This is a genomic window from Flammeovirga kamogawensis, from assembly GCF_018736065.1.
Lineage (GTDB): Bacteria > Bacteroidota > Bacteroidia > Cytophagales > Flammeovirgaceae > Flammeovirga > Flammeovirga kamogawensis.
Map to the genome: position 1 here is coordinate 964,441 of NZ_CP076128.1, position 22,948 is coordinate 987,388.

The window sequence follows — 22,948 nt, forward strand, 5'->3', positions numbered from 1 at the left end:
CAGAATAGAACATTGTTTCAATAAATAGTTAAAAATAGAGGAGAGAATACAGAAACTATCCTTTTGATATAAAAACTATTGATTGATAAAACATATAAAATCGTTTATGATGAACCTTATTAAAGTTGCAGGTGCCGAGTTAAATCAAACTCCATTAGATTGGTACAACAACTATCAAAATATATTAACGGCAATTCAAACTGCTAAAAACGATAACGTAAGCATTTTATGTCTTCCAGAATTATGCTTAACTGGTTATGGATGTGAAGATGCATTTTATGCTCCAAATACAGAAGAACAAGCCTTAACGTTATTAGCCAATTTATTACCAGAAACAAAGGGTATAGTAGTCTCAGTTGGACTTCCGCTTAGACATCGGAATAAATTATACAATGCGGTAGCATTAATTGCTGATGGAAAAATACTTGGTTTTGTTGCTAAAAAACATCTTGCAGGAAATGGCATTCATTACGAACCAAGATGGTTTACACCTTGGGAAGAAGGTGAAGTATCTTCCATTTCTTTCTCTGATGAAGTAAATGATAAATTGAATAGTAACTCCTTCCCTTTTGGAGATTTATTATTTGACGTAAAAGGTGTAAGAATTGGTTTCGAAATATGTGAAGATGCATGGGTGGCTAACAGACCCGGCAGATCTTTATATAAAAAAGGAGTTGATATAATTTTAAACCCTAGTGCTAGTCACTTTGCTTTTGATAAACTTGACGTACGTAAACGCTTTGTATTAGAAGGATCTCGTGCCTTTGGTGTAGGTTATATTTATGCAAATTTATTAGGTAACGAATCTGGCAGGGCTATTTATGATGGGGGTGTTATGATTGCACTTTCAGGAAAATTACTCGCTATCAGTAAACGTTTTTCTTTCAAAAATTGTAAAGTAACATCGGCTACATTAGATCTTGATATTGCTCGTCTAGCACAAATTCAAAGTCATACATCAAATATAGGTGTTGCACAGATAGAAGTGATTCATTCAGATTTTGATATCCCAAGAACAATTCCTAAAAAACATTCTCCTGTTGAAGCAAGTTGGGAACACTCTCAATATATAAAAGAAGAAGAATTCGGAAGAGCAGTTGCGCTAGGTCTGTTTGATTATATGCGTAAAAGTTATTCTAAAGGCTTTGTGGTTTCTTTAAGTGGCGGTGCAGATTCTTCAGCAATCGTTACTTTAATCCATTTAATGATTGAAATGGGTTGTGAAGATTTAGGAATAGATAATTTTAAAGCAAAGTTAAATTATTTTACTGCTTTAACACCATTCAAAACAACAAAGGAGTTATGCAATCAGATACTTACTACAGCTTATCAGCCAACAGAAAATAGTGGAGATGTTACATTCAACGCTGCAAAATTTTTAGCTGAAGCAGTTGGTGCAAAATTCTTTAATGTAGATGTAAACCCAATGTTTAAGGGGTATGTCGATGCGATTGAAACATCAATTGAAAGAAAATTAACTTGGGAACAAGACGATATTACCTTACAAAATATTCAAGCAAGGGTCCGTGCCCCTTCAGTATGGATGCTTGCAAACATTAATGGAGCTTTATTATTATCTACATCTAATCGATCAGAAGCTGCTGTAGGTTATGCAACAATGGATGGTGATACAAGTGGAGGCCTAAGCCCTATTGCTGGTATTGATAAGAACTACTTAAGAAGCTGGTTAAGGTGGATGGAAACTAATGGAGTTGACAATAAATGGAACATACCCGCTTTATCTTATGTCAATGATCAGCAACCAACTGCAGAGCTTCGACCAAAAGACTCAAAACAAACAGACGAAGGTGATTTAATGCCTTATGATGTGCTAGAAGAAATTGAAAAATTAGCCATTAGAGATAAAAAATCACCGAAAGAGTGTTTAGAGTTTTTAAAAGCTACTCATCCTGAAACTCCATTAGAAGTAATAAAAGGATGGATTACTAAATTCTTTAGATTATGGAGTAGAAACCAATGGAAAAGAGAACGTTATGCTCCTTCTTTTCATTTAGATGATAAAAACCTTGATCCAAAAACATGGTGTAGATTCCCTATTCTAAGTGGAAGTTTTGCAAAAGAATTAGCAGAAATGTAAAAACTCTGCTTAGGATTTTCAATCCCAAAGTAAGCAAAAAAAGGATCCATGAAGTTTAAAATTCATAGATCCTTTTTTTTAATTTGACGTAATTTCTTAATCTTCATATTTTCGTTTCAAAACCTCATTCATAATAAAAGCATCTTTTATTCTTGAAGGAGAACTGAACAATGAAGTCACCTTTTTCTTCTTTTTAGTTTTTGATTTTTTTGAAGACTCAATTTTCTTTTCCTCTTTTAATTGCTGATTTACATTCTTATTATCAGAAGCAAAATCATCGTTCCAATTATAAGTATCATCGTCCTCTTCATCATCGTAGTAATCGTTTCTTCCTGATACATTTTGAGGACTGTATTGATCTAATTCTTCGCCTAATCGTCTTTCTGTTCTTTCCTTATCTAAAGGGTTTAAATCTCTTTGCGATTCTGCTATTTTAGAAGGATCAGCTAAGATTTTCAATAAATCTGTAAATGACTGAGGCTTCTCTGTTGTAGTAGTTTGTTCCTCTTCGTTTTGGTAAGAAGTATCGTAATTCTTATCATTATTTGGAGGAAGTACAGTATCGTTATTAATATGTTCACTTACGTTATTTTTCTTTTTCCCTTTTTTACCAAGATTTGAAAGAAACCAGTAAACTAATATGCCGAATATTGAAATTGCTATTTCTTGAATACTGTCCATGAAGTTTTGTTCTTATTGATTTTAATTAATAGACATTGCCTATTGTTCATTTTATATGTAAGCGTAAATTATAGCCTACTTCCTACTTATTCTTTTAAAGATACATAGTTTACTAGAAAAAGTAATAACTAAAATTCTTCTATTTATACATTTAGAATCAAATTTAATGCAGTATTCCAATTAATATGTGGTGGTTCGTTACATTTTGTACATTTTAATTATAATTTTGATCAAAATATTTTTTGTAGGATAGTAATCTATTAATTTCGAAAAAAATAAAATCAAACAAGCAACATGAGTATAGTATTCTGGGTAATCGTTATTGGAGGATTTGCGCTTACATTGTTTATTCTATCAAAAACTAGTAAAAAGAAAAAAGCCAACTTACTTGAAAAACAAAAAGAAGAAACAAACAATTATAAAAGATACATGAGTAGATTTGATGATCCTTCAGTTTTATCAAAACTAGATACTCAATTATGTAACGTTGCAGGAACGCGTTATGCTAATGATGATACAGGTGAAAACAGACAAGATATTTTAAAAGAATCCAAAGTGGGTGATCTTCTAATGTTATTACCTGATGAATTAAATAGATATGATGATGCTGCAATTAAGGTTGTTCGTTTAAATGGAAAACAAATTGGCTTTCTAGATATGGATATTTCTGTAGAAATAAAATCTAGATTAATGAGTGGATCCCCTGTAGAAGCAAGAATTAAACGCCTATTCAAGAAAGGAAGTGTAATTGAAGCAGAAATAGAACTCCAACGTTACAGTCGCAAAATAAAAAAATAAATCCCTAAAAGGTTTCAAAAATCAACTCATCGATAATCATATAATTTCAAAAAAATGAAAAACATCTTAAATAATGTCATCTGCGTAGCATTAATGGCTATTGCTGCATCTTGCGGAACACCTTCTAATAAATCAGAGAAGTCTTCTTCAACAAAAACAGAGGCGAAAGAAACGCATGCTCATCATCATTATTCTTATGATCCTGCAGCAACAGTGGTTTCTTTTACAGCTTTCAAAACTACAGATAAAGTTGGCGTTAACGGAAAATTTGAGAAATTTGACGTAAAAACACAAGCTACTGAAGTTGAAAATGCGATTGATATTCTTAATGGCTTATCTTTCTCTATTCCAGTTAACTCTGTAGAGACTAATGATAAAGGTAGAAACGGTAAAATTGTAAAATATTTCTTCGGTACATTAGCAAATACTGCTGATATTACTGGTGTTGTAAAAAGCGTAAATGCAGGAAAAGCACTTGTAGCTATTACAATGAATGGCATTACAAAAGATGTTGAATTAACTGCTAAAGCTGATAAGAATATTGTAGTACTTAAAGGTGCAATTGATGTTGTAAACTGGAACGGTATGGATGCAATCAATGCACTAAATAAAATTTGCTATGATTTACATAAAGGTGCTGATGGCAAAAGTAAATTATGGTCTGATGTAGATTTATTTATTAAAGCTAAATTAGCAACAAAATAAATAAATTACTGCAGTAATTATAGGGGCTTCTTTTCTAGTAAAGGGAGCCTTTTTTTAATGCTCTTTTCTCATAAATTTCCAACGTAAACAAACAATCACTAAAGCATAAAATAATGCACCTCCTATCAATATACCCCAATCCCATAAAATATATGGTCGTTCAGTCAATAGATTTCGAACAGTAACAATTACCCCAACAACAGTTAGTAATTCCAACATAAATAATGGCCATGAAGATAAATCTTTAAATGATTTGACTGTTGCCGACAAATCAAAATACACTAAACCAAGCCAGATTAAATGTGCAAAACCAAAAACAGAAATAAATAACCAAATAAATAAATGCACATTCATTTCTATATTTTTTGTTAATTGAATATCCTTGAAAAGAAAAGGTAAATCTTTCACAAAATAGCCTTCTTCACCAGTTATTGCATCTAATAAAAAATGTGATCCTATACCTATTAATAACGATACTAAAACAGCCCAAAAAGGATACTTATTTCCACGAAATTCTATTTTAAAGCGAATAGGTGAAACCTTATTCAAAATTGGTTTAAAAAGATATTTTGTAATGTAGTACACCAAAATGCCTATTGGAAGATCAAAAATGAGTATCCCTACTAATGAATGACCAACCTTTTCACTTGGCTCCATAATAAAAAAATGCTCAAAATCAGGAATCATACTTCCTATTACCATCGCAGATATTGATAAGATATGATGGTAGCGAATTAAAGGAAGTATGGCACTTGGATGAGCAATAGTTATTGGCATAAATCTGATAATAAGTAGGTTATAATCTTCTAATATAGAAATTCTCCTTACTTATATCAATGATTAGTGTCTAGTATCTGTCAAAATAAGATATTTCCAATGTAATGATGTGATTATACAAGCAAACATACAGGCACCAACAATTAATATTGACCAATGCATAAATTGATCTGGAAAGGCAAAAAAAGAACCTTTAGCTATCACAATACATTCTGCAAAAAATAGTGCTTCAATAAAGTATAAAAGATGCCATTTCTTATGGGTAAATGCGTCTATTGTTTTTGATAAATCTACTTGCTTTAAGAATAAAATGACAACAATGAGGCTCCCTAACCAAGAAAAAACATACCATAAAGTTATGTATAAATAATCTGGTCTTGTTTCTGAAAAGAATTGAACCTGTTCTCGTAATACCGGAAATAGCTTAACAAAAAAGCCTCCTTTACTAGTAAACCCATCTAAAAATAGATGAGAAAATGAGCCTATTAGAATTGAAAAACAGATGACTTTAAAATTGTAAGTTCTGAGTACATCATTTCTAAATTTTATAGGCGATACATTTAATAAAACAGGAAGAACAATAACTTTAGCGAGATAATAATAAAGCACTCCCATAGGTAAGTTAAAAACAAACATTCCCCACCATGTATGTGCTATTTTTGCCGCGACACTAAGTTGAATAAAATGTTCAACATCAGGAATTACACTACCAATTATTAGAGCTAGTAATGATAGTTTTGGAAAATAGTGTTTAAAAGGAAAAATTATTCCTGGATGTGAAAATGTTATTGGCATAATTCAAACTAGAAGTTAAGTTCTTGCACTTTTTCTAAAACAAAATCCATCTTTTTATTCATCTCCCATTCAACTGGAACCCAATGTAATGTTGTTTTTTTCTCCATTCTTCTAAACCATGTCATCTGACGCTTAGAAAATTGCTGAATAGATTTTAATAATACAGTACGCATTTCTTCATAAGAACATTCACCTAATAAATACTCGGTAATATGACGGTATTCAAGTCCATAACTTCTTAATTTCTTATCATCAATATCTTTTAAGAGTCCTTCTACTTCTTCAATCATTCCCTCTTTAAGTCGTTCATCTAAACGCTTTTCAATCTTATTCCATCGTGTTTCTTTATCAATAGATAAGGCAAAATTATATGTAGGTAATTCTTTAAAATTAATAGGATGATAATCCGTCTGAGGTTTAAATTTCAAGAAGTGTTCAATCTCAATTGCTCTAATTAAAGAGCGTTCCCTATGTGATATCCCCTCCAATTGCTCCAATTTATTTGGAGCTAAATGCTTATAAAAATCAAGTAACTGATTTAACTCTAAAGAATACAATTCTTCTCTTAGCGATTCATTTCTAGGAATCCAAACTTCATCATACCCTTTTAAAGTAACAGCTTCAATATATAAACCAGTTCCTCCGCATAAAACAGGAACGGCCTCTTTTTCTATAATTTCATCTACTGCTTCTGCATATTTCTTCTGAAAAAGGTACAAATTAAAATCATCTCCAGGGTTACAGATATCTATTAAATGATATGGAATTTTTTTTCCATCTACCTCATAATCAAACAAATCTTTACCTGTACCAATGTCCATTCTTTTAAAAACCTGACGGGAATCGGCACTTATAATCTCTCCATTGATTTTTGCAGATAATTGAGTTGCTAATCCAGTTTTACCACTAGCTGTTGGTCCTGTGATAACAAGTAATGGAGTATTTAAAGATTTTTCTTGTGACATATCAATAAAAAATACATTTTCTCAGAAAAGAATACGAAATTAAATAAGTGGAGTAAACACCCATAAGTTACGCGATAAAAATTAACGCCTTGTAACCCAAAGACAGTTTTAAATACAGATTAAGAATTAAAGGAGACAATATAAATCATTCACCTGTTTCTACTTAGTATACAAATTTAGTAGAACAATTAAATAACAGGAGTTTATTCCTAAAGATATTGGAATTGTTATCAATCTAATTATCAATTTTATTAAAAATTACTTGCTGCTATTCATTTCCTCATCAGAATAAATGTCAACTAAAACACATATAGAAAATCCTAATATTACTTTTTTTGGCAGTATTAAAAAACAAATAATTGATGCTGTAGTTCAAGAAACACGTAGAGAAGCCGATAGAAATTTTTTCTTGTTCTCTGTACTAATGTCTGTTGGTGGGTTAACATGGGGAATTTTAGCCTTGTATTTTGGGTTAACTGTACCAAGTGTTATCCCATTTGGCTATGTAATTTTTAGTTGTTTTAACCTTACTATTTGGGTAAGAACAGACAATAAGCGTATCTGTAAAGCACTACAAACTTTTTTCTCAATTTTACTTCCTTTTGTGTTTCAAATTATTCTAGGCGGTTCAAAATCTACAGGCGTGGTCATGATTTGGTCTTTATTTGCCTTAACCTCAACCCTAGCATTTTATAAAGGAAAATCACTTTTCTATTGGTTAGTCATTTTTGTTGTGCTCCTAGGAATTGTAATTCTAATTGATCACGAAATTGAGCATATTACACCCGAATCATTAAGAAATTACCAAATATTCAATTTACTATTGATGATAAATTTCTCAATGATCTCCTCAATGCTCTTCTTCCTTTCTAAGTTTTTTGTAGATCAACAATTAAAAACAATGGATGAATTGGTGGAAACAAATGGTCAACTCATTGCAGCTGAAGAAGAAGTAAGACAAAACTCTGAGGAAATTTTTGTAATGAACGATATGCTTAAAGAAAGCAATCAAAAGCTCGAAGATGCCTATGTTGAACTAGAAAAATCAAAAGATAATCAGATTGAACAAATGAGTCATGCCATTTTTGAAAGTATTGATTATGCTAAAAATATCCAAAGTTGTTTCCTTCCACAATTACACCGTTTTCCCGATATCGTAAAAGATGGATTCATATTTTTTAAGCCTAGAGATGTTGTTTCTGGTGATTTTTATTGGTTTTACAAATACGAGCAATACCGCGTAATTACAGCAGTAGATTGCACCGGACATGGAGTTCCTGGTGCTTTTATGTCGCTCCTAGGTGCAGAAGCATTAAATAGTATTGTTGTTTTAAAACAAATTTTTGAGTCTGATCAAATTCTTAATGAACTTGATAAAATGATTCGAAAAAAGCTAAAACAAGATACAACCAATAATAAAGATGGAATGGATATTTCTTTAACGGTGTTCAACACTGAAACTAAAAAAGTAGCTTTCTCAGGTGCTAAAAATCCTTTGATTTATATTAAAGACAATGAATTACATGTTATTAAAGGCGATAGACAGCCAATAGGAATGTTCCACCCAGATCAAAATCCGACCCCATTCACCAAGCATGAGTTTGATTACGATGCATCAATGTCTTTTTATTTATACAGTGATGGCTTTCAAGATCAATTCGGTGGTCCAAAAATGAAAAAATTCATGCCTAAAAAGCTCAAAGAAGCTATATTCAATCAACATCATTTAAAAATGAGTGTACAACTTAATATGTTAAAAACTATTTTCTCTACATGGAAAAAAGATGAACAACAAACCGATGATGTGCTTGTGATTGGCTTCTCAATGGACTAATGTTTTTTTTAATTGTTCTAATGTTTTTATCTTTGATTTGATATCTAAAAACAGATATGTAAACTAACGGATTACTTTTAATGGATTACAAGCAAAAAATTACAACGCTGTTCTATATACTTTTTATTTTTCTTTTCTCATGTTCTACACCCAAAAGTGCCGAACAAAATACCGAAAAGGAAGTGATAGAAACTGAAGCTTTAGACACTTTAGTTTTTAGTAATAAAGACCTTCCTGAAATTAAAGAAAGAGGACATTTAAAAGCACTTACTGCATACAGTTCTACATCGTACTTTATTTATAAAGGGCAATCTATGGGCTATGAGTATGAGCTACTTAAGAAACTTTCTGAAGATTTAAACTTAGATTTAAAACTACATGTTATTAAAAATATTGATAGTTTAAGTTTAAGTCTAAAAGATGGTACTGGCGATTTAATTGCCTATGGATTAGCTATCACAAAAGATCGACAAGAAAATATCGATTTCACCACTCCTTTAATGCAAGTGAAACAGGTTTTAATTCAGAAAAAACCAAGTAACTGGAGAAAAATCCCTAAGCACAAAACTGATGCTCAGCTGATCAGAAATGTAGTTGATTTAGCAGATAAGGAAGTACATGTTAGAGAAAACACACCCTATCATTTAAGGTTAAATAACCTCGAAACTGAAACTGGAGAGAATATTAATATTGTTTTTGCAGATAAAAACACATCCACAGAAGAATTAATTAGAAAAGTTTCTATTGGTGAAATCCCATATACTGTTGCTGATGAAAATATAGCAAAAGTAAACAGTACCTACTATAGCAATATTGATTATGAAACAGCAATGAGTTTTCCTCAAAGAATTGCTTGGGCTACTCGAAAACAATCTCCTGAATTAAGAAAAGTGGTTTCTCATTGGCTAGATAGCATGAAAAACACAACAGATTTTTATGTCATCTACAATAAATATTTCAAAAATGTTAGAGCACAACACAAACGTTTTGACAGTAAATATTTCAGTTCTGTAGAACATAGAGGATTACTTTCTAAATACGATGAAATCATTAAAGAAAATGCAAAAGCGATAGATTGGGATTGGTTACTTCTTTCTTCACTTATCTATCAAGAATCAAAATTTGAACCTCATGCAAAATCTTGGGTTGGTGCTGTAGGATTGATGCAATTAATGCCAGCAACTGCCAAACAATATGGTGCACATAACCCTAGAGATCCTAGACAAAATATTCGTGCAGGTTCTAAATATCTAAAATGGCTTGATGGTTTCTGGAAGGAAATTGAAGATCCAAACGAACGTCTTAAATTTGTATTAGCATCTTATAATACTGGCCAAGGGCATGTACAAGATGCTCAAAGACTTGCAAAAAAATACAAGCACGATCCTACTATTTGGGACGGTAATGTAGAGAAATACTTACTTCTAAAAAGTAGAAAATCTTATTATAGAGATGAAGTAGTTCGCTTTGGCTATGCCAGAGGAAGTGAACCAGTGCACTACGTACAGAGTATTTTAGCGAGATATAAAAGTTATGATGAATTGTTAAGAAATAATTAACATTTTAGTAATTGTCAGACAAATAGCTATTTATCAGTGATTTTGCTTCTTTTAGAAGGATGACTTTTATTGTAAATTTTACACTTTAGTTATTTTAGGTTTATAAGCTGATAAAAATTGCTTAATTTTGCGTGAAAAATATTACGGACCTTGTGTCTAGAATCTTCCAAAATTAAGATGACAACGAAGCAAATCTCAGATTATATATTCAATAAAGAAGAAGTTTTAAACGACTTAAGAATAGCAATTGAAAGTAGGCATGCGAGTTTAATTGGTAGAAAAGAGGTCTTTATGGGTAAAGCCAAATTTGGTATTTTTGGCGATGGCAAAGAAGTTCCTCAATTGGCTATGGCTAAATTCTTTCAAAATGGAGATTTTAGATCAGGATATTACCGTGATCAAACGTTTATGTTTGCAATTGGTGGTTTATCAATTCAAGAATTTTACGCTCAACTTTACGCTCATACTGACGTTAAAGCAGAACCTTCAAGTGCAGGCCGCTGCATGAATGGTCACTTCTCTACAAGAAGTTTAAACGACGATGGTTCTTGGAAAAACTTAACTGAGCAAAAAAACTCAAGTTCAGATATATCTTGCACAGCCGGACAAATGCCTAGATTGGTAGGTTTGGCTTATGCATCAAAATTATATAGAGAAAATAAGGAATTAGGTGCTTCTGAGGTTGCTAAGAATTTTTCAATAAATGGAAATGAGGTGGCTTTTGGTACTATTGGTAATGCTTCTTCTGCTGAAGGAATGTTCTTTGAAGCAATCAATGCTGCTGGAGTACTTAACATCCCTATGATCACTTCTATTTGGGACGATGGCTATGGCATTTCCGTTCCGAATGAATACCAAATGACAAAGAACAATGTATCTGATGTCTTAAAGGGTTTTCAAAAAGAAAAAGATACAAATGGCTTAGAAATATTTACCGTAAATGCATGGGACTACCCTGCTTTAGTAAATACATATAGAAAAGCTGTTGAGCTTGCTAGAAAAAACCACACTCCTGCATTAATCCACGTTCAAGAAGTTACTCAACCACAAGGGCATTCTACTTCTGGTTCTCATGAAAGATACAAATCTGCAGAACGTCTTCAGTGGGAAGATGATTTCGATTGTATCAAAAAAATGAAAGAATGGGTAATAAAAGAAGGTTTTGCTACTCAAGAAGAAATAGATAGGATAGACGCTGAATCGCTTGAGAAAGTTAAAGGTGAACGAAAAGCAGCTTGGGATGCTTTTAAATTAAGCATGAAAGTGGATTTTGATGATGCTGTTGAGTTAATGGCTCGTGCTTGTAAATCTGCCCCAGAGAATAACGAAATCCTTCGTTTGTCTAAGCAACTAAAAAAGACGATCAACCCTATTCGTAAAGATGCCATATCTGTAATTAGACATACATTAAGAGAATTAAGGTTCTCTAATGTTCCTGTTAAAAGCGATATGTCGAGTTGGTTAGAAAAAGTTCGAGAAGAAAATTATGAAAGATATAGTAGTTATCTATACAGCGAAAGTGATGAAGCTGCATTAAAGATTACTCCTATTGCGCCTATATACACTCCTAACAGCCCTATGGTAGATGGTCGTGAGATCATGCAATCTAATTTTGATCAGATGTTTGCCAAAGACCAACGTGTTTTTGCTATTGGCGAAGATGTTGGTAAAATTGGTGATGTAAACCAAGGATTTGCTGGACTTCAAGAAAAATATTCGGAATCACGTATTACAGATACGGGTATTCGTGAAACAACTATTTTAGGCCAAGGTATTGGTGCTGCATTACGTGGTTTACGTCCAATTATTGAAATTCAATATTTAGACTATATCTATTATGCATTAACTACCCTTTCTGATGATTTAGCTTGTTTACAATATAGAACTAAAGGTGGTCAGAAGGCACCTGTAATTATACGAACTCGTGGACATAGACTTGAGGGTGTTTGGCACTCAGGTTCTCCTATCGCAGCACTCTTAAACAGTCTTAGAGGAATTAACTTCTTAGTTCCAAGAAACATGACAAGAGCTGCTGGTTTCTATAATACAATGCTAAAATCTGACGAACCTGCATTGATCATTGAATGTCTGAACGGTTACCGTCTTAAAGAAAAAATGCCGGAGAACCTATCAGACGTTTGTACTCCATTAGGTATTCCAGAGGTAATACGTATAGGAACTGATATCACAATTGTTACTTACGGTTCTATGTGTAGAATTGTAATGGAAGCAGCAGAACAATTGGCTAAAGTCGGTATTTCTATGGAAGTAATTGATGTTCAAACATTATTACCTTTCGATATAAATGAAATGATTAAGGAGTCGATTAAAAAGACAAACCGCGTAATTTTTGCAGATGAAGATATGCCAGGTGGTACAACAGGCTACCTTATGCAACAAGTAATTGATAAACAAAAAGCATTCGAATATCTAGATTCTCAACCAGTTTGTATTGCAGCAATGCCTCACCGCCCTGCCTACTCTACAGATGGAGATTATTTCTCTAAACCAAATGCAGATGATGTTTTCGAAACTGCTTATGCAATGATGGCGGAAGTAGATCCAGAAAGCTTCCCAAATTTATTTTAGAAGAGATATCATATAAAAATTTTATACAAACACATTCAAGCAGTTGAATGTGTTTTTTTATTACATTTCCTATATTATTAGGATTCTCTAATTGAGCTGCTCTTATAACTCCTATAATCTGCTGCTTCGATTTCAGCAATGGAAAAAATGAAGAACTATGATTAAAAATTAAGATGCAGTATTTACATGTAAATTCCCACCAATAGCTCTTACAACCTTTAATATTGTTTCAAATTGAGGTTTACTTCCTTCTGAAAGTGCTTTATAAAGACTTGTTCTACTTAAACCAGTCTGTTTTGCAATCTTTGACATACCAATAGCTTTTGAAATATGACCTAAAGCTGTAATGATATCATTTGAATCACCCTCCTCTAAAACCATGTTTAGATATTCAGCGATCATGTCATCATCATCTAAGTATTCTGATATATTTAATTTTGATACTTCCTCTTTCATAATTTGTTTATTTTAATGATTTCCAAATATCAATAGCCTTATCAATATCTTTATTTTGAGTTGATTTATCACCTCCAGATAAAAGTATAACAATCTTATCATTCTTCTTTTTAAGGTAAATTCGATACCCTTTCCCGTAATGAATTCTCAACTCACTTAAACCTTTACCGATTGGTTCACAGTCTCCAAAATGACCCTTCTCTTCTATTAATTGTAACCTAAATAAGATTTTCACCTTTGCTCGTCGATCTTTTAGCTTTCTTAACCATTTATCAAAAATGTCCGTCTTTTCTAACTTATACATATACAAATGTATCTAATTGAAGACACATTTACAATATACTCAACTTATTATCACTGTATTGTTCTAAAAAACAATGTGATAAGACATACATTTCACCATTTCGATTAAGATGAACGTTTTTTGGTAAAACGTCCCTACAAGAAACATCAATTTCCAACACGAATATAGATCATTGCCTACGTATCGACACCAAACGGCATTGAAGACAAAAGCGTCAAAAATTTATGAAAGTGAAATCGATTAGAGCAATTCATTGTTTGAGCAAAGCGAGTTTGAATTGCTCCGATGGAACGAAATAAATTTAGTTTTTGAATTCAAAGCCTAGCTTTTTTTGCTTCGTTTTTTCAGCAATGGAAAAAATGAAGAAACAAGGTGATGAAAAACAATGTGACAAGAAATACATTTCACTATTTCAATTAAAATGAACGTTTTTTGGTAAAACGTCCCTACAAGAAACATCAAATTCCAACACGAATATAGATCATTGCCTACGTATCATCTCCAAACGGCATTGAAGACAAAAGCGTCAAAAATTTATGAAAGTGAAATCGATTAGAGTAATTCACTGTTTGAGCAAAGCGAGTTTGAATTGCTCCGATGGAACGAAATAAATTTAGTTTTTGAATTCAAAGCCTAGCTTTTTTTGCTTCGTTTTTTCAGCAATGGAAAAAATGAAGAAACAAGGTGATGAAAAACAAACAACTAATTAATAACTTATCAAAAAAATAAAGAAAAATAAAAAAACCACTTCCGAGAAAGAAGTGGTTTCTAAGATGAAAAATCGGTTTGCATTTCGAGGAGTGAATACCTCATAATTTTCCATCCGCTGTAAAGGTAGATGAATTTATTTTCTCAATAAAGAGAAATGATGAAATACCTTAAACAAAAACATTTTTTTACGTTTGCTTACACTAATTAAATTTAATCGACTTAATTGGTGATATCCCTAACACTATAGAAGTAGGAATCAATAGACTTAATGATGTTAGAACAATCACAGTTAAATTGATAACAATAATTGCTTCCCAATGAAAACTAAAAGGAACATAATCCAAATAATAAGTAGATGCCTCAAGAGGGATTATTTGAAAGTGGTTCTGTAAAAAGCCAAACCCTAATCCTACCACATTACCAATAATTATCCCTTTAAGTGCCATACGCACACCATCATAAATAAATATTTTCTGCAATAAATCATTAGATGCCCCCATAGCTTTAAAAGTACCAATCATGGCTGTACGTTCCATTATCAGGATTAACATAATAGAAACAACATTAAAAATAGCAACACTAACAATCACGATTAAGAAAATCCAAACGTTATTGTATAACATCTGAAACCAATCAAAAAAGTGAGCATATTTATCCTTTACACTACGCATAAAAAGATGAACATCAACATAATCTTCATCTATCTTTTCTACAGTGTTATCAATATTATCAAAATCATTCGCCATAATTTCTATACCACCAACAAGAGAATCCCCCCAATTGTTTAATCTCCTAACTAGATTGATATCGCCATAAGCAACAAGCTCATCAAAATCTTCTAGACCTGTATTATAAATACCAGACACTTTCATTTTCCTTGCTTTAGGTGGCTGCTGAATAAAATAAATAATGATTTCATCTCCTACCTTTAAATGCATTTTTGTAGCCATCGTTTTACTTATAACCAACTCTTTTGCTCCATTTTTAGCAACTTCTAAGCTAGGAAACTTCCCTTCAACCATCTGAGATTCCCACCGATCTACTTTATAATCTTTTGATAACCCTTTAATAAGAATGCCAGAAACTTCTTCGTTAGACTTTAACAAACCCCATTTATGTGCGTAAGTATATACGTTCTTCATATCAGGAAGACTGTCTCTTTTTTGGTAAAGTACAGAGTTATTTATGTTAACAGGAGGCTCTTCTTTACTTCGGTTCATTGTAAACTTTTCTACGTTTAAATGACCTACATGAAGAAATAATTTTTCTTCTATACCTTCTTTAAATCCATAAAAAATAGAGAACGCTAAAATTAAAGCTCCTACACCCAAGGCTACACTACCTATGGCAATTTTGGAGATCAATTTTGTAAACGAGTTATTTCTATGCTGACTTAATCTCTTGGATATAAATAAAGGTAAATTTGATGATTCTTTCACTTACTTTATATTCTAAACGGCTCAAATTACAGAATGAATTCACCGATGTATTCTTAATTAAAAACTTAGTCTTCTTCTGTAAAAATATCTGATAATTCTTTATCAATACCTTGCAGCTTATTTCTACACCAATTGACAAGAAACTTTGCTCTTTGGGCTAATTTTGAAAGATCATCAATAGCTACCTCTTCATTGTCGAGTTGCTCTTGAATATTTTGCAATTCTTCTAAAGCTGATTCGTATGTTAACTGCTCTTCTTTCTTCGGCATTATTTCTCTAAATTTTCTTTGGTCCGCAATTTAAAACCCTATTCATACTTTTCAGTCTTTTTTAGCAACTTTCTTAACAATACTCTCAATAATTACCTTTTGATTGATCGTTTTAATAACATCTCCTTCTTCTATATTCTGATTTGTAATTAATTTACCATTCAATGTAGTCATAGAATACCCCTTTTCAAGAATCTTTTCTGGGTCTTTAGCTTCTACTTTTAAGGCCGTAATTGCTAGTTGATGTTGTCCCCTTTGAAGGTGATTTGTAAAACTTGATTGTAAGGTTGCCAATCTTTGTTGAAGCATAAAATCTTGTTTCATCAACTGATTAGGTAAACTTTTATAAGTTGCTTCTACCAATTCAAGTTGATGCGTTTCCTTTTTTACAAAATCTCTGAAGCTATTTTTAAAATGATACGCTTTATTATCTAGTTGATGAGTATACTGACGAATAATAGTTAAAAAACTGGGTAATGTTTTGGTAGTATAATAGCGTAAATCTCTCTTCTGTTCTTCTACCAAATAAGTGATTTCTTCCGCTATTGTATCAAAAGAAGTAGATATATTCTGATCATAGGTAAACAAGGCTTCAACTAAAAAAGCTCCAACTGCTGTGGGTGTTTTAAAAGATTGATGCGCCACCATATCTGCAATAGTCTGGTCTCTCTCATGTCCAATTCCCGTAAGTACTGGTAAACTTAACACGGCAATTGCCTTTCCAATTTCATAATTATCAAAAGCACCTAAATCGGTCTTCGCACCACCCCCTCTAATAATTACTACGGTATCAAATTGTTCATCAGCTAATTCAATCAACTTTAATTGCTTCACCAAAGAATGTACTGCACTATCTCCTTGGACAGAAGAATTAAACAACTTAAAATCAAAATGATAATTGAATTTGTTATTTTGTAATTGATGGATAAAGTCTTCATAACCAGCAGCTGTCTTAGAAGATACAATCGCTAACCGTTGAGGCACGTAAGGCAACGAAAGGTCTTTTTGCCAATCCATTGCCCCTTCCTTCTCCAATTTATCAATGGCTTCTTTCCGAATTCGCTCTAGCTCTCCAATACTGTACGAAGCATCTATATCAACTATACGAATAGACATTCCGTACACCAAATGAAATTCAACTTCAGCTTCTATTAGTACGTTAGACCCCTCTTTTACCACTTCATTAAAAACACCCTTTAGGCGGTGTTTAAAAACATCAAGCTCACTAGCCCAAATATTTGCTCTTGATTTGGCAATAATCAGATTATTTTTCTTCTCAATTAAATCAAGATATGCATGCCCCCCACTATACGTCAGTTGTGCAACCTCTGCTTTAATCCAATACGGGCCAGCTACTTTAGAAAAATGGTTTTGAATACTTTTATTTAGCTGACCTAACGAAAAAATAGTTCTACCATTCTTCATCGTCGTCCTCCATTTGGAAATTCATATAAGCAGCCTTCAACTCTTTTAAAGCATGAGTATCCTTAACACGAGTACAAACCTCAATTCCCCTTTTATAGGTTGTTTCTGCCAAATCAGCTTGCCCATTTTCAGCATACGCAAATGCCGCATGGTAATACGTCCCCGTATATTCCTCATGATCTTTAAGCAAAATTTCATAGTATTTCAAAGCCTCCTCCCAATTTTCATCAGAAGCATACTCCGTTGCCAAACCATATATCACAAACGCATCCTTAGGATCCTCCTTATAAAAGTCAAAAAGCTGATTTAATCTATCCTGATTCAAAATATATTCTTCTTAAGTATGTAAAATTTCAGATTATGAAGGTACAAGTTTAGAATTAGTTTCGAAAACTTATTCATTAATTACCAAAATCACCCACGGTTGAAACCATGGGCTGATGATACAGCATCGATTTCCAAAATTGTATATGATTAAACACCTACTACATCATTCCAATTGAAAAACAAAGCAACTCGAACCTCAAAACGTCATTGAAGAAAAAAGCGTTAAAAATTTATGAAGTGAAATCGATTAGAGTAATTCACTGTTTGAGGCTTTAACCGAGTTTGAATTGCTCCTATGAAACGAAATAAATTTAGCTTTTTGCTTCTCAGGCTAGATTTTTTGCTTCGTTTTTTCATCAATGGAAAAAATGAAGAAGTACATAAGTATAAAAAAACTAAAGATAAATCTGTATGGAAATATTACCTTAAAAGAAGTAAAATATTCAAACACCGCATCTACTTCTACAAGCTCCGCGTCCTTCTAGAAAAAACCTATCACTTTAAAAACGATTACCTCCTCTTTGAGCTTCTAATTCAACATATCAGAAATCAGAAAAAACAAAACATTACCGTTATTATAAATAACGCTCCTTCTCAAGACAAGTATATTAAGCATACATCATTTACAGTTACTGAGAGTACAAAAATCCCTCAGGCCAGTTGATCATGACCTAAACCTAAATTCATTAATATTAGCCCTTATTAAAGGTACTTTTCCTCTGCAAGATCACACTATTTATACTTCATAAAACCTCCTTCGAGGTTATTTTTTTGTTCAATTTTTATCAAACCAGCATTTTCGCATTTGCTCACGCTTTTTTAGAAATATCTTTGTATACTTATATTGAAATGCTACATAAAGGTCTATAGTTGAACTAACCCTAAAAGTAAAAGGGCAATTATCTAAATAGTTATTTATTGCTGATGAGGAAATATTAATTATTAGTTCGTGGTGAAATGAAGAAAAAAATAGATTGGTTGAGTATATTTGAAGCTAGATTTATAATCAGATTTTTTAGAACAAACTTTTACTTTATTGGGCACTCCTAAAATTTCAATTGTCGTACCCTGCTATTGTTGCGAAAAAAGTATTTCAAAACTATACTTTAGACTTACCAAAACACTGTCTAAACTTGTAAGTGATAGTTATGAAATTATTTTTGTAAATGATCAAAGTCCAATGAACGATTGGGAAGAGATTGAAAAAATTGCTCAAAATGATGTTAAGGTTATTGGATTAAATTTCTCCAAAAATTTTGGACAACATTTTGCTATTAGTGCAGGAGTAGATTACTGTACAGGTGATTTTTTAGTTGTGATGGATGGGGATTTACAAGACCAACCTGAGGAAATAGAGAAATTATACCACAAAATTCAAGAAGGATACAATATTGTTTATGCTAGAAGAGCAGAAAGAAAAGATTCATTTTTGAAAAAATTATCTTCTAAACTTTTTTATAAAACGTTTGATTATTTTACAGATAGAAAATCCGATAATACAATAGCAAACTTTTCTATTGTAAATAAGGTAGTCATCGATGCTTTTAAAAATTTTAAAGAACAAAATAGAATGTATCCCCTATTTCTAAATTGGATGGGTTTTAACTTTACTTACATAGATGTTGCTCATGCAAATCGAGAAGATGGGAATTCATCTTACAACCTTATTAAATTACTTAAACTAGCAGGTAATAATATTTTATCTAATTCCAACAAACCTTTAAGATTAGGCATTAATATTGGCTTTATTATAACATTATGCTCCTTTCTATTTGGTCTTTATTTAATGATTGGACATTTTTTCAATTTCTTTAAAGTAGAAGGTTGGACTAGTACAATGGTTTCCATATGGTTCATTGGAGGAGTATTATCTTTTAATATTGGTTTGCTCGGTATATATATTGGTAAAATATTTGACGAGACAAAAGGAAAACCCATCTATATTATAAAAGAACAGATTAATGGAAAAGCTAAACTGGGATAGTAATTTTTTCAACTTAGAAGTTTTCAAAGCTAACTATTATTCTGGTATTGAAAATGATTTGAATGGTAATTTCGATTTACTTTACCTTTATTCAGATAAGCTAATTGATAAAAGTGGATTTAAACAAACTATTCAGTTGGTAGATAAGAAAGTTACTTTTAAGAAAGATATTGTTAAGAATAAAATCATAAATTCTGAAACTATTTATTCTGTTAATTCAGTAAATGAGAAGTTATTTAGTTTAGCAATTCAGAGTAGTGAATTTTCGAGATTCAGAATAGATAATAAAATTGATAACAAGAAAGTCGATGAACTATATCAATTATGGATAGAAAATTCTATTAATAGAAAAATTGCTTTTGATGTACTCAGTTTTGGTTCTGAAAATTATGGAGTTATTACGTTAAGTAAAAAAAATGATATTGCTGGTATAGGTCTTTTAGCAGTTGATACAGCTATTAGAGGAAAAGGTATAGGCAAATTACTAATTAAACAAACAGAAAATATTTGTGTAGAAAAAGGATACAAAGAACTACAAGTTGTAACACAATTAGATAATAATTTAGCTTGTAAATTTTATGAATCTCAGAATTTTTTAATTGACAAAATAGAATACATTTACCATTTATGGAACAAATAATTCCTTTCAACAAACCCTACCTGACAGGCAAAGAAGCCCACTATCTTTACCAAGCCGTCTACTCAGGTCATATTAGTGGTAATGGAAATTACACAAAAAAATGTCAATCCTTTTTTGAGGAAAAATGGAGCTTTAGGAAAACACTTCTTACTACTTCATGTACTGATGCATTAGAAATGTGTGCTTTATTATTAGACATTGATCAGAATGATGAGGTTATTGTCCCAAGCTATACTTTTGTAAGTTCTGCCCTTGCTTTTGAAAGACAAGGTGCTCAAATAGTTTTTGCAGATTCTAGAAATGATCATCCCGGTATTGATGAAGACAAAGTAGAGGCATTGATAACGCCAAAGACAAAAGCAATTGTTGTCGTGCATTATGCTGGAGTGGCAGTGGACATGGATATTATTATGGAGATTGCAAAGAAACATAATATATATGTTATCGAAGATGCTGCTCAAGCTATCGATAGTTTTTATAAAGGAAAACCTTTGGGGAGTATTGGTCATTTTGGTACTTTTTCATTTCATGAAACCAAAAATATTCAATGTGGTGAAGGTGGACTTTTAGCCATGAATGATGAATCATTTATCAATAGAGCTGAAATTATATGGGAAAAAGGAACCAATAGAGCTGAGTTTTTTAGAGGAGAAGCCAATAAATACGGGTGGAAAGATACGGGTAGTAGTTTCCTACCTAGTGAATTAAATGCTTCTTTTTTATATGCTCAACTAGAAAACTTAGAAGATATTCAAAATAGACGAAAGGAGATTTGGCAAACCTACTACAACAACTTAAAACCTCTTGAAGAGAAAGGATTTCTTAAACTACCTACTGTTCCTAAATATGCTACTAATAATGGACATATGTTTTATATAATTTTGAAAGATGTGACACAACGTTCTTCTTTTATTGAGTATATGGCTGATAAAAATGTGAAATGTGTTTTTCATTATTTAAGTTTGCATCAAAGCGATTACTATTTAGAAAATAATACAATACAACATCTTAAAATGAGTGATTATTATTCGGACTGCTTGGTGAGATTACCTTTATATTATGAATTATCACAAGATCAAATTTTCTCTATCTGTAAGATTATCATAATTTTTTTGAATAATGAAAAATAAAAAATATTTTTTTCTATATTTTATTTTTATTGTAATTAAAATTACAATCACTCTTTACTTATTTAACCTCTCACAATGTAATTATAAATCTTCTGACCTACTGTCTGGTATATTGTATTCAGAAGGAGGAGATACTTTCAGTTACTTAGATCCATTTGAAAATTTGATAAGTGAAAATTCGTATCATTTCTATAATGGAAAAAATAATGTCTATGCAGGTAGAATGCCACAATATGGTTTCATATATTATATATTTAGACATTTTTTTAATAAAGAAACAAGTTCCAACTTACAAGTTTTATTACAGTTTATTCTTGAAGTCATTTCAAGTGTCATATTACTTCACTTAGTTAGAAAGTATTTCAAAAATAACATTACCTTCTTACTTAGTTATGTTATTCTATTAACCTCGACTTATTGGTCATCTTATACTTTAACTCTTTCCCCTGAAAGTATAGGTATTTCAATAATGATCTTCGCATTATACTTATATTACTCATGGAAATCAAACCAAAATAATAGATATCTTTTTCTTGTGGGTTTATGTTTAACATACATAACAGGACTTAAACCATATATGGGAATCCTTTTTGTATTTATTGGGCTTGACATCATATTTTTCTCCATTACAAATAACATTTCATTACAAAAATTTATTAAATTTTGTTTTTTATTCTCTATCACGTATATAGTTTTCACTCTAACTTGGTCATATAGAAATTATTATACAACTTCAAAACCTTACATACTTACGGAACCCTACAGTGGGTATCAAACCTATAAAAAACCTATTTCTCAATCATTTAGAAACTTTATTGGAAATTTAGGAGAAATTGAAGAAGCATGGAATAAAAAAGCTTTAAGTAGCTTCTTTTATAAAAAGAAAGAAAGTATCTATACAATTGATGATATACCTTTAAGTAATTTATGTAATAAAGATTCCATTTTAGTAATAAGAGAGATTGTTAGTAATATGTATAAATATGAGGATAAACAAGACACATTGATGGCAAACAGAATTGATGTATTAGCTCAATCTTATATTGAAGACAAGCCTCATTCTAAAATTACATCTCGTCTAAAGTTAATTCCTAAGTTTTTATTACATTCTGGTTCTTTTTATTTACCTATTTCAAAATCATTCAATTGCTATAAGTCCTATCAAATGCCTATAAAGTATTACGAGTCACTACTTTATTATTTCGTGTTAATTTTTGGCTTTATAGGTCTTTTTCTTTTTACAATACACACAAAAGATTTTATTCTTATTTCTATTCCTCTTTTCTTAATTCTATTGTTTTGTGTTGTTCTAAGACATATAGAATGGCGATATTTTTTGTATTCATTTATTAGTTTATTTTGGGGTACTACTTACTTTATCAATATTTGTATTAAAAAAATCAACAAAATTAAATTATAAACACTTTAATAAAGTAGCAATTAATATTAATTGTTTCCACAA

The 22,948-nt window shown here is 31.4% G+C and carries 20 protein-coding genes; 10 read left to right on the plus strand and 10 right to left on the minus strand.

What is annotated here, in order from left to right; genetic code table 11:
* Window positions 1-109 precede the first annotated feature (109 nt).
* Window positions 110-2,098, plus strand: a complete 1,989-nt coding sequence (gene nadE, locus KM029_RS03835) for an NAD(+) synthase (RefSeq protein ID WP_144075753.1) — start codon at window positions 110-112, stop codon at window positions 2,096-2,098.
* Window positions 2,099-2,194: 96 nt separating this feature from the next.
* Here the strand turns inward: nadE and KM029_RS03840 are convergent, their stop codons facing one another.
* Complete coding sequence (locus tag KM029_RS03840; RefSeq protein ID WP_144075458.1) at window positions 2,195-2,779, minus strand: hypothetical protein; 585 nt, start codon at window positions 2,777-2,779, stop codon at window positions 2,195-2,197.
* Window positions 2,780-3,073: 294 nt separating this feature from the next.
* Here KM029_RS03840 and KM029_RS03845 point away from each other — a divergent pair, with 294 nt between their 5' ends.
* Both KM029_RS03845 and KM029_RS03850 read left to right on the plus strand, forming a co-directional pair.
* Window positions 3,074-3,577, plus strand: coding sequence for an HIRAN domain-containing protein (locus KM029_RS03845; RefSeq protein WP_144075459.1), 504 nt, complete (start codon window positions 3,074-3,076; stop codon window positions 3,575-3,577).
* 54 nt (window positions 3,578-3,631) lie between these two features.
* Window positions 3,632-4,282: a YceI family protein gene (locus KM029_RS03850; protein WP_144075460.1), complete on the plus strand. Its 651-nt coding sequence runs from the start codon at window positions 3,632-3,634 to the stop codon at window positions 4,280-4,282.
* A 54-nt stretch (window positions 4,283-4,336) separates the two neighbouring features.
* Here KM029_RS03850 and KM029_RS03855 read toward each other — a convergent pair whose 3' ends face one another.
* The 3 genes from KM029_RS03855 to miaA all read right to left on the minus strand — a co-directional run bounded on the left by KM029_RS03855 (window position 4,337) and on the right by miaA (window position 6,819).
* The gene (locus tag KM029_RS03855) at window positions 4,337-5,059 is read right to left on the minus strand and encodes a DUF4184 family protein (protein ID WP_144075461.1); all 723 of its coding nucleotides are present in this window, start codon (window positions 5,057-5,059) and stop codon (window positions 4,337-4,339) included.
* A 63-nt stretch (window positions 5,060-5,122) separates the two neighbouring features.
* Complete coding sequence (locus KM029_RS03860; RefSeq protein WP_144075462.1) at window positions 5,123-5,854, minus strand: DUF4184 family protein; 732 nt, start codon at window positions 5,852-5,854, stop codon at window positions 5,123-5,125.
* A gap of 8 nt (window positions 5,855-5,862) precedes the next feature.
* Window positions 5,863-6,819: a tRNA (adenosine(37)-N6)-dimethylallyltransferase MiaA gene (miaA, locus tag KM029_RS03865; protein WP_144075463.1), complete on the minus strand. Its 957-nt coding sequence runs from the start codon at window positions 6,817-6,819 to the stop codon at window positions 5,863-5,865.
* Between the two features lie 292 nt (window positions 6,820-7,111).
* Here miaA and KM029_RS03870 point away from each other — a divergent pair, with 292 nt between their 5' ends.
* The 3 genes from KM029_RS03870 to KM029_RS03880 all read left to right on the plus strand — a co-directional run bounded on the left by KM029_RS03870 (window position 7,112) and on the right by KM029_RS03880 (window position 12,801).
* Complete coding sequence (locus KM029_RS03870; RefSeq protein WP_144075464.1) at window positions 7,112-8,653, plus strand: PP2C family protein-serine/threonine phosphatase; 1,542 nt, start codon at window positions 7,112-7,114, stop codon at window positions 8,651-8,653.
* A gap of 80 nt (window positions 8,654-8,733) precedes the next feature.
* Entirely contained in the window at window positions 8,734-10,212 is a 1,479-nt protein-coding gene (locus tag KM029_RS03875) for an MltF family protein (protein ID WP_144075465.1), read from the plus strand.
* A 177-nt stretch (window positions 10,213-10,389) separates the two neighbouring features.
* Window positions 10,390-12,801, plus strand: a complete 2,412-nt coding sequence (locus tag KM029_RS03880; protein ID WP_144075466.1) for an alpha-ketoacid dehydrogenase subunit alpha/beta — start codon at window positions 10,390-10,392, stop codon at window positions 12,799-12,801.
* A gap of 168 nt (window positions 12,802-12,969) precedes the next feature.
* Here KM029_RS03880 and KM029_RS03885 read toward each other — a convergent pair whose 3' ends face one another.
* The 6 genes from KM029_RS03885 to KM029_RS03910 all read right to left on the minus strand — a co-directional run bounded on the left by KM029_RS03885 (window position 12,970) and on the right by KM029_RS03910 (window position 17,730).
* A complete protein-coding gene (locus KM029_RS03885) occupies window positions 12,970-13,257 on the minus strand; it encodes an addiction module antidote protein (RefSeq protein ID WP_144075467.1) in 288 nt (95 codons plus the stop codon).
* Between the two features lie 7 nt (window positions 13,258-13,264).
* Window positions 13,265-13,561 (minus strand): type II toxin-antitoxin system RelE/ParE family toxin, encoded by a 297-nt coding sequence (locus KM029_RS03890; protein WP_144075468.1) that lies wholly within the window; start codon window positions 13,559-13,561, stop codon window positions 13,265-13,267.
* A gap of 911 nt (window positions 13,562-14,472) precedes the next feature.
* Window positions 14,473-15,711 carry an ABC transporter permease gene (locus tag KM029_RS03895; RefSeq protein ID WP_144075469.1) on the minus strand — a complete coding sequence of 413 codons (1,239 nt, stop codon included), beginning with the start codon at window positions 15,709-15,711 and terminating at the stop codon, window positions 14,473-14,475.
* A 65-nt stretch (window positions 15,712-15,776) separates the two neighbouring features.
* Window positions 15,777-15,980: an exodeoxyribonuclease VII small subunit gene (gene xseB, locus KM029_RS03900; RefSeq protein WP_126612946.1), complete on the minus strand. Its 204-nt coding sequence runs from the start codon at window positions 15,978-15,980 to the stop codon at window positions 15,777-15,779.
* 51 nt (window positions 15,981-16,031) lie between these two features.
* Window positions 16,032-17,405: an exodeoxyribonuclease VII large subunit gene (xseA, locus tag KM029_RS03905; RefSeq protein WP_184679461.1), complete on the minus strand. Its 1,374-nt coding sequence runs from the start codon at window positions 17,403-17,405 to the stop codon at window positions 16,032-16,034.
* Window positions 17,392-17,730 carry a tetratricopeptide repeat protein gene (locus KM029_RS03910; protein ID WP_144075472.1) on the minus strand — a complete coding sequence of 113 codons (339 nt, stop codon included), beginning with the start codon at window positions 17,728-17,730 and terminating at the stop codon, window positions 17,392-17,394. The genes xseA and KM029_RS03910 overlap by 14 nt, the downstream gene beginning before the upstream one ends.
* A 1,038-nt stretch (window positions 17,731-18,768) precedes the next feature.
* On the opposite strand from KM029_RS03910, the gene KM029_RS03915 reads away from it, so the two are divergent.
* The 4 genes from KM029_RS03915 to KM029_RS03930 are packed head-to-tail and all read left to right on the plus strand — an operon-like array spanning window position 18,769 to window position 22,906.
* Window positions 18,769-19,716, plus strand: coding sequence for a glycosyltransferase family 2 protein (locus tag KM029_RS03915; protein ID WP_144075473.1), 948 nt, complete (start codon window positions 18,769-18,771; stop codon window positions 19,714-19,716).
* Window positions 19,694-20,356: a GNAT family N-acetyltransferase gene (locus KM029_RS03920; RefSeq protein ID WP_144075474.1), complete on the plus strand. Its 663-nt coding sequence runs from the start codon at window positions 19,694-19,696 to the stop codon at window positions 20,354-20,356. The genes KM029_RS03915 and KM029_RS03920 overlap by 23 nt, the downstream gene beginning before the upstream one ends.
* The gene (rffA, locus tag KM029_RS03925) at window positions 20,344-21,486 is read left to right on the plus strand and encodes a dTDP-4-amino-4,6-dideoxygalactose transaminase (protein WP_205125466.1); all 1,143 of its coding nucleotides are present in this window, start codon (window positions 20,344-20,346) and stop codon (window positions 21,484-21,486) included. The genes KM029_RS03920 and rffA overlap by 13 nt, the downstream gene beginning before the upstream one ends.
* On the plus strand, window positions 21,476-22,906 hold the full coding sequence (locus KM029_RS03930; protein ID WP_144075475.1) for a glycosyltransferase family 39 protein: 1,431 nt from the start codon (window positions 21,476-21,478) through the stop codon (window positions 22,904-22,906). Before rffA ends, KM029_RS03930 begins: the two co-directional genes overlap by 11 nt.
* The last annotated feature ends 42 nt before the right edge of the window (window positions 22,907-22,948 follow it).